General features: G+C 66.3%; 13 protein-coding genes and 1 pseudogene. 7 read left to right on the top strand and 7 right to left on the bottom strand.

Going from position 1 to position 12,050, the window contains the following annotated elements:
* Positions 1 to 11 precede the first annotated feature (11 nt).
* Together HWX07_RS08715 and HWX07_RS08710 are read right to left on the bottom strand one after the other, a co-directional pair.
* A complete protein-coding gene (locus tag HWX07_RS08715; RefSeq protein ID WP_175875997.1) occupies positions 12 to 335 on the bottom strand; it encodes a hypothetical protein in 324 nt (107 codons plus the stop codon).
* Complete coding sequence (locus tag HWX07_RS08710) at positions 332 to 1,027, bottom strand: MgtC/SapB family protein (protein ID WP_027808544.1); 696 nt, start codon at positions 1,025 to 1,027, stop codon at positions 332 to 334. Before HWX07_RS08710 ends, HWX07_RS08715 begins: the two co-directional genes overlap by 4 nt.
* A gap of 176 nt (positions 1,028 to 1,203) precedes the next feature.
* Here HWX07_RS08710 and HWX07_RS08705 point away from each other — a divergent pair, with 176 nt between their 5' ends.
* The 6 genes and pseudogenes from HWX07_RS08705 to HWX07_RS08680 form a co-directional block, all read left to right on the top strand.
* Entirely contained in the window at positions 1,204 to 1,446 is a 243-nt protein-coding gene (locus HWX07_RS08705) for a DUF6566 family protein (protein WP_023476627.1), read from the top strand.
* 89 nt (positions 1,447 to 1,535) lie between these two features.
* Positions 1,536 to 2,243 (top strand): succinate dehydrogenase/fumarate reductase iron-sulfur subunit, encoded by a 708-nt coding sequence (locus HWX07_RS08700; RefSeq protein WP_175875996.1) that lies wholly within the window; start codon positions 1,536 to 1,538, stop codon positions 2,241 to 2,243.
* Positions 2,244 to 2,563: 320 nt separating this feature from the next.
* The gene (locus HWX07_RS08695; protein WP_175875995.1) at positions 2,564 to 3,043 is read left to right on the top strand and encodes a hemerythrin domain-containing protein; all 480 of its coding nucleotides are present in this window, start codon (positions 2,564 to 2,566) and stop codon (positions 3,041 to 3,043) included.
* Between the two features lie 33 nt (positions 3,044 to 3,076).
* A complete protein-coding gene (locus HWX07_RS08690) occupies positions 3,077 to 4,201 on the top strand; it encodes a putative zinc-binding metallopeptidase (protein WP_175875994.1) in 1,125 nt (374 codons plus the stop codon).
* A gap of 148 nt (positions 4,202 to 4,349) precedes the next feature.
* Positions 4,350 to 4,571: a hypothetical protein gene (locus tag HWX07_RS08685; RefSeq protein WP_175875993.1), complete on the top strand. Its 222-nt coding sequence runs from the start codon at positions 4,350 to 4,352 to the stop codon at positions 4,569 to 4,571.
* Positions 4,572 to 4,695: 124 nt separating this feature from the next.
* Positions 4,696 to 5,064, top strand: a pseudogene (locus HWX07_RS08680) (4Fe-4S dicluster domain-containing protein); the annotation flags it as partial.
* A 36-nt stretch (positions 5,065 to 5,100) separates the two neighbouring features.
* Here HWX07_RS08680 and HWX07_RS08675 read toward each other — a convergent pair.
* The 5 genes from HWX07_RS08675 to HWX07_RS08655 form a co-directional block, all read right to left on the bottom strand.
* Positions 5,101 to 6,153, bottom strand: a complete 1,053-nt coding sequence (locus HWX07_RS08675; RefSeq protein ID WP_175875992.1) for a Rieske (2Fe-2S) protein — start codon at positions 6,151 to 6,153, stop codon at positions 5,101 to 5,103.
* The gene (locus HWX07_RS08670) at positions 6,150 to 7,205 is read right to left on the bottom strand and encodes a Rieske 2Fe-2S domain-containing protein (protein ID WP_175875991.1); all 1,056 of its coding nucleotides are present in this window, start codon (positions 7,203 to 7,205) and stop codon (positions 6,150 to 6,152) included. Before HWX07_RS08670 ends, HWX07_RS08675 begins: the two co-directional genes overlap by 4 nt.
* Before the next feature lie 12 nt (positions 7,206 to 7,217).
* Positions 7,218 to 8,318, bottom strand: a complete 1,101-nt coding sequence (locus HWX07_RS08665) for a methyltransferase type 12 (protein ID WP_175875990.1) — start codon at positions 8,316 to 8,318, stop codon at positions 7,218 to 7,220.
* A 13-nt stretch (positions 8,319 to 8,331) separates the two neighbouring features.
* The gene (locus HWX07_RS08660) at positions 8,332 to 9,294 is read right to left on the bottom strand and encodes a class I SAM-dependent methyltransferase (protein ID WP_175875989.1); all 963 of its coding nucleotides are present in this window, start codon (positions 9,292 to 9,294) and stop codon (positions 8,332 to 8,334) included.
* Positions 9,295 to 9,934: 640 nt separating this feature from the next.
* Entirely contained in the window at positions 9,935 to 10,609 is a 675-nt protein-coding gene (locus HWX07_RS08655; protein ID WP_175875988.1) for an HAD family hydrolase, read from the bottom strand.
* A gap of 202 nt (positions 10,610 to 10,811) precedes the next feature.
* Here HWX07_RS08655 and HWX07_RS08650 point away from each other — a divergent pair, with 202 nt between their 5' ends.
* Positions 10,812 to 12,014, top strand: coding sequence for a sugar transporter (locus tag HWX07_RS08650; RefSeq protein WP_175875987.1), 1,203 nt, complete (start codon positions 10,812 to 10,814; stop codon positions 12,012 to 12,014).
* Positions 12,015 to 12,050 lie beyond the last annotated feature (36 nt).

Below are 12,050 nucleotides of genomic sequence, written 5' to 3'. Positions count from 1 at the left end.
ATCCGGCGCGGTCATCGGGCCCCGACGTCCCGGTTGCCGTTGATCCGCTGCAGCAGCGCATCGCAGCGTGCGCGAAGCCCCTGCAACTCCGGCGAATGCGCGTCGAGCCGCGCATGCTCGCCGTGCGCGACCGCGATGTCGTAGATCTCCTGCGCGATCGTCGCCGATGCGTGCGCGATCCTGATCCGGTCGAGCCAGTCGCATTCGGCGCGCTGGCACGCGAGCCACGCGCGCAGCGCGCCCACCAGCTGGCTGGTCGTGAGCCATGTTCCGCTGCGCATGCGCGCGGCGAGCTGGCTCGTCACGAGATAGGAGAGCAGATCGGTCTGGGTCACACGAAACTCCTTGACGAGGTGTCGGGTTGACAGGTCCGTACGCACGCGATGTTTTGCAGCGTCTCGCAGATCGCCGCAAATTCCGGCCCGCTCGTGCGCGAGAACGAGACGGAGATGTCGTCGGTGTCCGGATCGTCGTCCGATTGCTGGACGATGAACCGTTTCACGCGCACCCGGCCGGGGCCGAGCGCCTCGTGCAGCGTGCCGAGCGTGAGGCCGCCGCGCTCGGCCACGAGCTGCAGCGTGCGCTGCTGGCGCTGCGCGATGAAGCGGCGCTCGAGCGGCTTCACGCCCGCGAGAATCGCGAGCACGATCGCCGTCGCGCCCACTGACGCAACCACCATGCCGCCGCCCGCGGCGAGCCCGACGCCGGCCACCGCCCACAGGCTCGCGGCCGTCGTCAGCCCGCGCACCACTTCGCCGCGCAGCAGGATCGAGCCCGCGCCGAGAAAGCCGATGCCGGACACCACTTGCGCGGCGACCCGCGACGGATCGAGCACGACGCCGTTCTGCCCGCGCACGTCCTCGAAGCCGAACGTCGACACCAGCATCACGAGCGCGGAGCCCACGCACACGAGCATGTGCGTACGCAGGCCGGCGGCCCAGTTCAGGCGTTCGCGTTCGAGCCCGATCACGCTGCCGAGCAGCGCGGCCAGCAGCAGGCGTCCGAGTAATTCGAGGTGGCCGATCATGATGTGCATCCCTTCCGGCCCTCAGCGAGGCGGGCCGGTAGCGGTTCGATGCGGAAAAGGGACGCAAGCAGCGTGCCGGCCGGGCACGGCGCGTGCGCGCAAGGCCGACGGCGCGCCTGGCGAGCATGCGGCGCGCATTTTTTGCATCGCTATCGCAGATAAGACAGGAGGCCACCGTGGCACATCAACAGGACGCACAGGTTCGGGACCCGTATCGCGGCCACGAGATTTTCGTCTGGGCGCGGCCCAACGAGCGCGGCGCATGGCGCGACGAGGTGCAGGTGTACGTCAACGGCGCGCGCATCGAGCTGGTGGTGCCGGAAGCCGCCGGGCCCGAATGGCTGACCGAGGTCGAGGCGCTGCGGGCAGGCCTCGAGCGCGGCCGCTATCTGATCGACAAACGGGTGGACGACGATTGAGCGGCATGGCGCTCGCGGCGCCGTGCGCCGCGACAGCGCACCCAGCAAGTACCTTGTGAACCCATGCCGGCCCGCGCCGGGAGGAACCGATGAGCGATCCGCGTACCCTGCATATCTACCGCTACGACCCCGACCGCGACGCGGCGCCTTACATGCAGCGCTATGAGATCGACGTGAACCCGGACGACCGCATGCTGCTCGACGTGCTGGGCCGCGTGAAATGCGACGACGAGACGCTGTCGTATCGGCGCTCCTGCCGCGAAGGCATCTGCGGCTCGGATGCGATGAACATCAACGGCAAGAACGGCCTCGCATGCCTGACCAACATGCAGACGCTGCCGCGCGAGATCGTGCTGCGGCCGTTGCCGGGGCTGCCGGTGGTGCGCGACCTGATCGTCGACATGACCGACTTTTTCAACCAGTACCACTCGATCCGGCCATACCTGATCAACGACACGACGCCGCCCGCGCGCGAGCGGCTGCAATCGCCGCAGGAGCGCGACCAGCTCGACGGGCTGTACGAATGCATCCTGTGCGCGTGCTGTTCGACGTCGTGCCCGAGCTACTGGTGGAACCCGGACAAGTTCGTCGGTCCGGCCGGGTTGCTGCAGGCGTACCGCTTCATCGCCGATTCGCGCGATCTCGCGACGGCCGAGCGGCTCGACGATCTGGAAGATCCGTACCGGCTGTTCCGCTGCCGGACGATCATGAACTGCACCGACGTGTGCCCGAAGGGGCTGAATCCGACCAAGGCGATTTCGGAGATCCGGACGATGCTGGTGAGGCGGACGGTGTAGCGAGGCGGGGCGGCTCGTCCGGGCGCTCCGTGGAGTGTAGGGAATGTTCGAATGCGCGCCGGCCGCACCGCGCTGACCGCCGCTTTTCCCCACTCAAATGCACTAGTCTTCGCGGTGCATTTGAACATGATGGGCTACCTGAGGATGTCCCTATACTGAGGCGCAGCACATTCGGATCGATCTATCGCGAGATCGATGGGTGTGCAGGCATGGCGTGGATACACACTGGTGCATTTGCAACTGTCGGGAGGCACCCAGTTTTGTAACTATGTCGGATCTACGGCGCAATGCGTCCGATGCCGATCACCGGGGAGTCCTGCATGTCCGAAACGATCTTCGATGCACTGCGCGAAAGTCATGAGATCCAGCGCGCATTGATGCGCCGGCTGCTGCGGTCGAGGCCAGGCCCGGATCGGGGCATGCTGTTCGAACAATTGCGCATCGAACTGGGCGCGCACGAGGCCGCGGAGGAGCGCTTTCTCTACGCTCCGATACTGATGGACGACCGCGGGCTTCATCCCTCACGCGATGCACTTGCCGATCATCACCGGATGGACGAGATCGTCGACACTCTGCGCGGCCGTGACCCCGGCGCGCGCGGCTGGCTGGCAACGGCCAGGAAACTGTCTCAAGAACTGCACGAGCATCTGAAGGAAGAGGAAAAGATCTTCTTTCAGATATCCGGAAAAATCCTGCGCGAGCCGGACAAGTCGACGCTTGCGAAGCGATACAGGAACGACTATCGGCGCATGCACGTGCGGCTGGCGGACGAAGCGCGGCCGGCCAGCACCCGCGCCTAGCGACGACGTAATCCTCTACCCGGACGGCACGTCATGAAAACCTTCCACTGCGGGCGATGTTCGCAACTGGTGTTCTTCGAGAACGTGAAGTGCGAGCGCTGCGATGCGCTGCTCGGCTATCTGCCGGACGTTGGCGAAGTCGGCGCGTTCGAGCCCGCGGGCGACGGAACATGGCGTAGCCTGCACGCGGCCGTGTCCGGGAAACGCTATCGACAATGCACCAACTACGCCGTCGAGCATGTTTGCAACTGGATGATTCCGGCGGAAAGCGACGACACGCTATGCCGCGCGTGCGTGCTCACCGAGACGATCCCGAACCTGTCGTCGCCCGACAACCGGCTACTGTGGTTCCGTCTCGAGGCTGCGAAGCGACGGCTGCTATACACACTCGTCGTGCTGGGCTTGCCGGTGGAGTCGCGCGCGCAGCAGCCGGCATGCGGAATGGGCTTCGCGTTCAAGGCATCGACCGATACCGAACCCGTCATGACCGGCCATGCGGACGGCCTCATCACGGTGAACCTCGACGAAGCAGACGACGCGAAGCGGGAGCGGATTCGCATGGACATGCGCGAACCCTATCGCACCTTGCTCGGCCATTTCCGGCATGAAATCGGCCACTACTATTTCGACCGTCTCGTGCGAGGCAGCCGCTGGATCGAACCGTTTCGCGCCTGTTTCGGCGACGAGCGTGCCGACTACCAAGCGGCGCTCGACGCACACTATGCCAATAACGAAGCTACGGGTTGGGAGAGCGCGTACGTCAGCGAGTACGCGAGGATGCACCCGTGGGAAGACTGGGCCGAGACGTGGGCGCATTACCTGCATATCGTCGATACGCTCGATACCGCGACCGCATGCGGGCTCGTGCTTGCCCCCGACGACGCGAGCCTGCCGACGCTGGCCGACCAGACGTCGGTCGACGAAGCGAGCTTCAGCAGCCTGATGCGGCGCTGGTTCCCGCTGACTTACGCACTGAACAGCCTGAACCGCAGCATGGGAACGCCGGACGCCTATCCGTTCGTGCTGGCGCCCGCCGTCGTCGCGAAGCTGCGCTTCGTGCACGATGTCGTGGCCGCGTCGGGCGATTCGGCGGCTGTCCAGCCGTCGCTCGTCGCCTATGCGGCGGGGAGCGGGGCGGAGCCGGGCAGCGTGCGGTAGTCGTCCGGGCGCGGCGTGAACCGAAACAGTTCGACGACGGACTTCCTGCATGCGCGTGCTGCATGTCGCAAGTGTTTCGTACAACGGCGAGTGCTTTCACGCAGGATCGGCCTGCACGGGCACCCCGTTTTTTCAAGGAGAATTCCGCATGAGATTCCTCTCGATCGCAATAGTGTGCGTCGCGTTGTCGGCCGCTTCCCTATCGGTTCAGGCGGCGGGATGCCTGAAGGGCGCGGCAGTGGGTGGGGTAGCCGGGCACGTCGCCGGCCATCACGGCGCGGTTGGCGCGGCGGCGGGATGTGCGCTTGGCCACCACCACGCGGCGAAGAAGGCGAAAGAGGCGAGCGCGGCGGCGGCCGCCTCGCAGTGACGCGGCGGGAAGAGCGGCCGCGGCCTGCTGCCGCTCTTCCGTTCCGGCTGGGTGACCATGGCGGAAATCCGGATGGCTCGTGGCGGCCTCTTCGCCGAATGGCGTGAAATCGGCGCGGAAAGATGCTGTCGCCGCATACCTGATCAACGACACGAGGCCGCCCGCGCGCGAGCGGCTGCAGTCGCCGGAGGAGCGCGACCAGCTCGACGGGCTGTATGAATGCATCCTGTGCGCATGCTGTTCGACGTCGTGCCCGAGCTACTGGTGGAATTCGGACAAGTTCGTCGGGCCGGCCGGGCTGCTGCAGGCGTACCGGTTCATCGCCGAATCGCGAGATCTGGCGACGGCCGAGCGGTTCGACGATCTGGAGGATCCGTACCGGCTGTTCCGTTGCCGGACGATCATGAATTGCATGGACGTGTGTCCGAAGGGGCTGAATCCGACCACGGCGATTTCGGAGATCCGGACGACGCTGGTCAGGCGGACGGTTTAGTGCAGAGCGCTACGAGGCGGATGCCGCCGGCTCGCGCTATTTCTCAACGAACGCGTCCGCCTGCGCGGCGCGATGCCGTGCCGCAACGCGATCGCCACCCGGATAGAACTGCCGCGCCCATCGCTGGAACACCGGATACGGCCCGTCGCCTGCGACCGGGGTACCGTAGCCGGTGTAGTCGCGATTGCCCCACACCATGATGTCTTCCTTGAACACCGGTACCAGCCACAGCCGGTGCAGCAACCGGCCGAGCGCGGCGTAGACGATCCGCTGCAACGGAGCCGGCCACCTCGACAGCCACGAAAAGCGGAACGAAATACCGTCCCGGAAGGTCCAGCGCAGCGGCGCGATCTGCACGCCGCACGCGAAGATCTTCGCTTCGAGGCCGATCGCCTTCATTTCATGATCGGACGACACGCAGCCAAGGCCGTGAACGCCGATCAGCGTGCTCCATCTGATGTTCTTCCACGCCATGTCCACCTGCATCGAAATGCGCGGGCCGTCGATCACGGGCGTATGCGGCTTCATGTCCTTCCAGCGGTGCAGCGCGCCGAAATGTTCGAGATCGAAGCCGTTTTCCGGCAGGTTCTGCATCACGCCGCGTAGCGTGAATGCCTGGCCGACGGGTGCCGAGAAGCCGGTCATGTCCACTTCCGGCAGTTCCCAGGTCGGCGCCAGGCCGTCGGCGTTCTGCCATACGAACACGAAGCCGTTCCACTCGCGCACATGCCGGGTGTGAAGCGTCAGCCCTTGGCCGCCCTTCGCGCAGCCTGCTGTGATGCGCCGGCCGTCGGGGCCGTACGCGTAGTGATGGAACGGACAGACGATCTGTTCGCCGTCGACCGTACCGCCGTGGCCGAGATGCGCGCCCTGGTGCGGGCAATACGCGTCGACCGCGCAGGCGGCGCCCGAGGCCGTCCGGTACAGCACGACATCGCGTCCCATGAAAGGCGTCGTGAGCACGGCCCCGGGCTTCAGCTCGCGGCTGAAACACAGCGCGAACCAGCCGTCCGGATAGGGCAGTGGCGCGGTTTCGTCGACGGGGCCGGCTGCATGGATCGCGTGCTCCTGCATCGGCATGGCACTCATCGCGCGAATTCCCGATCGGCTTGCATGACGGCCCGCGGCCCTGCGCCGTCTTGCCCGTGGGGTGCGTCGCCGCCGGGCGCCGGGTAGAACTGCGCGGCCCAGCGCCGGAACGTCATGATCGGCAGCTCGCCGGCCATCAGCGTCGGGCGTGCGTCGTAGTCGCGGTGATCCCAGATGCGCAGGTCACGCTTGAATTGCGGTACGAACCACAACCGGTACGCGGCGCTCGCGAGGACCTCGTGCAGGGCCCGACGCAGCGGCGACGGCCACGCCGACGCGCGTTCGACGCGCAGCGCGACGAATTCACGGCAGGTCCAGCGATCGGGTTCGATCTGCGTCGGGAACAGCACGACCCGCGCGTGCAGCCCGAGGTCCGGCAGTTCCATGCGCGCGGCCATGCAGCCCAGGCCGTGCATCGTGATGTCCAGCAGCAGCCGCTGCCCGAGCAGCACGAGCGTCGAGCGCATCGTCATCCGGTGGCCGTCGGCTTGCGGCGGCTCCAGCACCGGATTCGACCAGCCGTGCACCGGGCTGAAATGGTTGACGTCGACGCCGTTCTCGGCCGGATTCTGCAGGCTGCCGTTCAGCGTATGGCACTGGCCGCGCGGCCGCGAATAGCCGTCGAGGTCGAGTTCGGGCAGCGACCACGACGGCGCTGCGCCCGCACGGTCCTGCCACGCGAGCACGAGGCCGTTCCATTCGAGCACGTGGCGCTGCCGCAGCGTGGCCGCGGGCGGCTTGCCGTCCCCCCCGGCGCGCACGCAGGTGCCGTCCGGCGCGAACGCGAGGTGATGGAACGGGCACACGATCTCCTCGCCGCGCACGACGCCGCCGTGCCCGAGATGCGCGCCGAGGTGCGGACAATGCGGCGCGACCGCGCGAATCAGGCCGGATGCCGTTCGATACAGCACGACATCCGCGCCCATGAAACGTGTCACGACGAGCGCGCCGGGTTTGACGTCGCGGCTGTAGGCCAGTGCGAACCAGCCGTCCGGATAGCGATGTCGCGAAGCGGCGGCGGGTTCGGGCACAACAGGGATCGGTGCGTGCATGTGCGTCTCCAGTCACCGGGGCGAAGCATGCCGGTCCGCCGCCGCGATTTCCTCGAGCGTCGGCAGCGCCGTCATCGCGACTGCGCCGCCAGCGAAGCGGCCGCCGCCGAGATCGTCGCCGTGATAGCGGGTGCTGAATGCATGAAACTCCGCATTCCCCGCACTCATGTAACCCAGCTCCGTCACGTAGGCCTGCGCGTCGGCGTCGCCGGCCAGCGCGCCCGTCGCGACCGCTTCACGTGCGTCGATCAGACGGTGTTCGTTCGACGTGCAGAGTACCGCCAGCCGGTCGAGCGCCGCCTGCGCGTTCAGTTGCTCGACGCGCATCAGGATCCACACGGCATTGAATCGCTCGTGCGCGGACCATTCCTTGCGAAACGAAAACAGGTCGTTGACGAGGATCACCGAATCGATCGTCGCATCGCGCGCATCGGCGAGTGCCGCGTGTTGCGCGAGGCGCTGCCCCATGTCGATGTCGAGCGCGTATTCGGTGAGCAGCGTGATCCAGTGGCCGAAGCCCTCGACCCGGCGAAACGCCAGATAGTCGGCCAGCGACAGGCGCGCTGCATCGGTTGCCGTCGGGCTGGCCTGCGTATGGATCTGCTCGCGGATGCATTCGACGAACCGCCGCCAGAAGGCCGGGCGCGCTTCGCCCTGGGCGCGCATCAACTGCAGCGTGTCGTACAGCAGCCGCGCGGAAGGCACGTCGGCCGGCGGCGGCGTGCCGTCGACGGCGGCAAGGAAATGCTCGCGCAACGCGTCGAGCCCCGCCTGATCGCCGGTGCGCGCCAGATGCGTGAAGGCGTCGTCCATCAGCGTCGTGACGTTCATCATGCGATGGAGCGCGTACACGCGATCGGGCCGCGCATTCGGGTAGCACAGGCTGCCATACGCGGGAATGCGCTGCGCGAGAAAACGGCGCGCCGCTGCGTCGCTGCGATAGTGCTGCACGATGTACGGGTAGTCGTCGATCGCGAGCTGCCGCTCGATTGCTTCATGCTGCGGGTGCCGTGCGACGGGCAGCACGAGACGCGGCAGCGGCAGCACCAGCGTTTGCGTTTGCGTCTCGCCGGGCGGGGCGCTCATGGCGCGCGGCGTTCCGGATGCTTGCATGCGGCTCTCCGGCCTACGCGTCGGGTTTGACCGCGACGATGCTGTAGGTCGACACCTTGTTCTTGATCAGCGCGACGGACCAGTTTTCGGCGAGCACGCGCAGCTCTTCCAGCGTGTCCGGTGCACGGTGCGGAAAATGGCGGTCGATGTTGGCCTTGGCATCCATCAGCCAGCGTGCGACGTCGATGTTCGACGGCAACACGCGCATGTCGCGGATCGCGAATCCGGCGTCGATCAGCACCTGCCTGAAATAATCGGGCGTCTTGCGGTGCTTGCATGCGATCCGGTCGATCTCGTCCGGCGTGTCGGACTCGTATTCGCTCAGGTCGACGTTGTACAGATTGTCCGAGATGACCACCGAGCCGCCGCCGCGCACACGCGCATGCAGCGCGCGCATCGCCTTTTCGTACAGCGGGTTCGGGAAATGCGAGATCACGCCGCGAATGATCACGAGATCGTACGGCGTTGCGGGATCGGGCAGTCGATCGACGTCCTGTGCGTTGCACTGATACAGGTTGACGCGTTCCGCGAGCCCGTGTTGCGCATGAAAGCGGGCGCAGTAGTCGAGTTGTTCGCGACTGACGTTGACACCGTCGAGGCGCATGCAGCCGGGGAAGCGGGCGGCCAGATACTTGAGGATGTAGCCCCAGCCGCAGCCGATGTCGAGAATGCGTTCGACGCGCGCGGGAACGGGGTCGTCGAAGCCGGCGAGGTGAAGCTGGCGTTCGAAGTACCGAATGCCCGATTCATCGAGCGAGATCGGCGGCGTGGAGCGCGGATCGTCGTACACACCGAACTGGAACAACAGGTACTCGCCGATCGCCTTGCGCCAGTCGTCCGGGCTGCCGGCGTAGGTCGTCTGCACTTTCCGCTCGTAATCGCTCACCGTCTCGCCATGGAGCACCCGGATAGGCAGGGCGGGTTCCAGGTGCGGCGCGCGCAGTTCGGCGATCGCCTGTTCGCTGATCTGATTCATCGAAATCCTCGCGTCGTCCATTTCCGTCAAACCGGACAAAACAATGTCCGCCGATCGAGCGGCGGCGCACGTCTTCACGAAACGTCGGCACAAAAATACGCCGGCCGATACCTGTGATCGTGCGACTGAATAAATCGGGGTAATGCTTCTGTCGAAACGTTATGAAGGTGAAAGATCCGTGCGCATTTATAGAATCCCCGGATAAATGGCGGAAAGGGCGCTACGACGCCACATCGCGACACAGGCCCCATATCATGCCTGGGGCGTCTGGCGACGCGACGCGGGCTGGCGCCGGCTGGCCGGTTCGGCTCCGTACGTCGCTCGTATTTTCACGATTCTGGCACTACGATCGTGAACCGGAAGCGAAGTGTTTTTGTTATATGAAAGGCGATTCGATTTTTCAAGAATCTTCCCGTGTGTTTTAAAAACACGGGAAAACAGGCGCCGATAAAAATATTAAAATCGCGCTTGTCAATGGCGGTGGGGATTATTTCGATTCGATGAATCAAAAAGGCAGCCGCGCCGCGAACGATCGTGCGCGCGGCTGCGCGGCCGGCCGGGTCCGGGGGGGCCGCATGATGTCAAGCTCGACTGACATGCCCGCTCACGCAGGAGCGGACCGGGCGCGGTGGACCGGCGCCTACGGTCGCGCGGCTACCTCGTCCAGATGCCACAGCAGATCCGCCGGATCGTCGTACACGCGCAGCGCGCCCGCCCGTTCCAGTTCGTCGCTGCCATACCCGCCCGCCAGCAGCCCGACGCCGAGCGCGCGGCAGCGGGCCGCGGCGAGCATGTCCCAGATGCTGTCGCCGACCACCACCGTATGCTCGATCGGCACGTTCAATTTCGCGGCGGCAGTCAGGAACAGGTCCGGGTCCGGCTTCGCATATTTCACCTGATCGCGCGTGACGACCACGTTCTTCGTCGGATCGACGCCGAGCGCCTCCAGATTGATCGCCGCCGTTTCCATCCGCCCGCTGGTCGCGATCGCCCAGCGAATGCCGGCATTCGACAGCGCGGCCAGCAGCTCGCGCGCGCCCGGCAGCGGCCGGACCTGAGCGCGCAGCCGCTGGTACGCGGCCGCGTGCAGCCGCGCGAGCCGTTCGACACGGTCGGCGTCGATGTCGCCGTCCGTTTCGCGCAGCAGCTGGTTCAGGAACAGGCCGCCGCTCATCCCGATCTTGCGGTGGATGCGCCACACCGACAGTTCGATGCCTTCGGCATCGAGCGCTTCCTTCCACGCGAGTACGTGCTGATAGACGCTGTCGACGAGCGTGCCGTCGAGATCGAACAGAAATGACGTTTCAATGCGCATGTGAATCTCCTGGCCCGATGGCATTCGGGCAAATCGTCGGCAAAACCCAATTCGTCACATTATCGGTGCACGGCCGTGTCGCCGCCATGTCCCGCGCCGCACGCGCCGCGCCTGGCGGCAGCGTGTCGAACCGCGCTGGTACAATCGCGCGGATGCGCCGGGCGAGCCGCCCGCGCGCGCCCAACCCTCGTCGAATCCCCGTATGGCAACCCCCGACGCCGTCAGTTCCGAACAATCGTGGTGGGGCGTTCTGGCCCTCGCACTCACCGCCTTCATCTTCAATACCACCGAATTCGTGCCCGTCGCGCTGCTGAGCGCGATCGGCGACAGCCTGCAGATGCAGCCGACCGCCGTGGGCCTGATGCTGACGATCTACGCGTGGGCCGTCGCGGTCGTGTCGCTGCCGCTGACGTTCGTCACGCGCCACGTCGAGCGCCGCAAGCTGTTGAGCGTGGCGCTGCTGGTGTTCATCGGCAGCCATGTGGTAACCGGCGTCGCGTGGAATTTCACGGTGCTGATGATCGGCCGGCTCGGCATCGCGTGCGCGCATGCGGTGTTCTGGTCGATTTCGATCCCGCTCGCGGTGCGGCTCGCGCCGAGCGACCGCAAAAGCCGTGCGCTCAGCCTGATCGCGATGGGCTCGGCGATCGCGATGGTCGCCGGGATTCCGCTCGGCCGCGTGATCGGCGAGGCGTTCGGCTGGCGCGTCACGTTCCTGATCATCGCGGGCACGGCGGGCATCGCGCTGCTGTTGCTGCGCGCCACGTTGCCGTTGCTGCCGAGCCAGGGCGCCGGGTCGCTGAGCAGCATCGGCGTGTTCCTGCGCAAGCCGGCGCTGGTCGCGCTGTATGCGATCACCGTGCTGGTCGTGTCCGCGCACTTCACGTCGTACACGTACATCGAGCCGTTCGTGCAGAGCATCAACCATGCGAGCAACAGCCGGATCACGTACGTGCTGATCCTGTTCGGCATCGCCGGCCTGCCGGCCGCGGTCTGCTTCAATCGCGTCTATCCGCACCGGCCCGACGATTTCCTGCTGGCGTCGATCGTCGCGCTGTCGGGCTGCCTGCTGATCCTGTTCCCGTGCGCGCTGAACATCGTCACGCTGTCCGTGCACACGCTGGTGTGGGGCGGCGCGATCGTCTGCTTCGGGCTGGCGATGCAGGCATGGGTGCTGAAGCTGGCGCCGGACGCGACCGACCTGGCCGTGTCGATCTACTCGGGGCTGTACAACGTCGGCATCGGCGCTGGCGCGCTGCTCGGCAACCATATCGCGGGCGACTTCGGGCTGCCGTGGATCGGCACCTTCGGCGGCGTGGTCGCGATCTTCGCGGGCGGTGTCGCGTGGCTCGCGTTGCGGCTGCATGCGAAACGGGAAGCGGCGGTCGCGGCCCCCGCGCGTTAAGGCCGCCGCGCCGCGAGGCCCGAGATTACGCACCTG

This window comes from Burkholderia sp. BCC0097 (assembly GCF_902832985.1).
Classification (GTDB): Bacteria; Pseudomonadota; Gammaproteobacteria; order Burkholderiales; family Burkholderiaceae; genus Burkholderia; species Burkholderia orbicola.
The sequence above is the reverse complement of the archived record's forward strand: the minus strand, read 5'-3'. Positions and strand labels throughout refer to the sequence as shown.

What these genes read in the sequence shown, in the direction of transcription:
- HWX07_RS08665 (WP_175875990.1), bottom strand. Translation starts at nt 8,318, where the DNA reads ATGCAAGCATCCGGAACGCCGCGCGCCATGAGCGCCCCGCCCGGCGAG.
- HWX07_RS08670 (WP_175875991.1), bottom strand. Translation starts at nt 7,205, where the DNA reads ATGCACGCACCGATCCCTGTTGTGCCCGAACCCGCCGCCGCTTCGCGA.
- HWX07_RS08710 (WP_027808544.1), bottom strand. Translation starts at nt 1,027, where the DNA reads ATGATCGGCCACCTCGAATTACTCGGACGCCTGCTGCTGGCCGCGCTG.
- HWX07_RS08695 (WP_175875995.1), top strand. Translation starts at nt 2,564, where the DNA reads ATGTCCGAAACGATCTTCGATGCACTGCGCGAAAGTCATGAGATCCAG.
- HWX07_RS08690 (WP_175875994.1), top strand. Translation starts at nt 3,077, where the DNA reads ATGAAAACCTTCCACTGCGGGCGATGTTCGCAACTGGTGTTCTTCGAG.
- HWX07_RS08685 (WP_175875993.1), top strand. Translation starts at nt 4,350, where the DNA reads ATGAGATTCCTCTCGATCGCAATAGTGTGCGTCGCGTTGTCGGCCGCT.
- HWX07_RS08650 (WP_175875987.1), top strand. Translation starts at nt 10,812, where the DNA reads ATGGCAACCCCCGACGCCGTCAGTTCCGAACAATCGTGGTGGGGCGTT.
- HWX07_RS08700 (WP_175875996.1), top strand. Translation starts at nt 1,536, where the DNA reads ATGAGCGATCCGCGTACCCTGCATATCTACCGCTACGACCCCGACCGC.
- HWX07_RS08675 (WP_175875992.1), bottom strand. Translation starts at nt 6,153, where the DNA reads ATGAGTGCCATGCCGATGCAGGAGCACGCGATCCATGCAGCCGGCCCC.
- HWX07_RS08660 (WP_175875989.1), bottom strand. Translation starts at nt 9,294, where the DNA reads ATGAATCAGATCAGCGAACAGGCGATCGCCGAACTGCGCGCGCCGCAC.
- HWX07_RS08655 (WP_175875988.1), bottom strand. Translation starts at nt 10,609, where the DNA reads ATGCGCATTGAAACGTCATTTCTGTTCGATCTCGACGGCACGCTCGTC.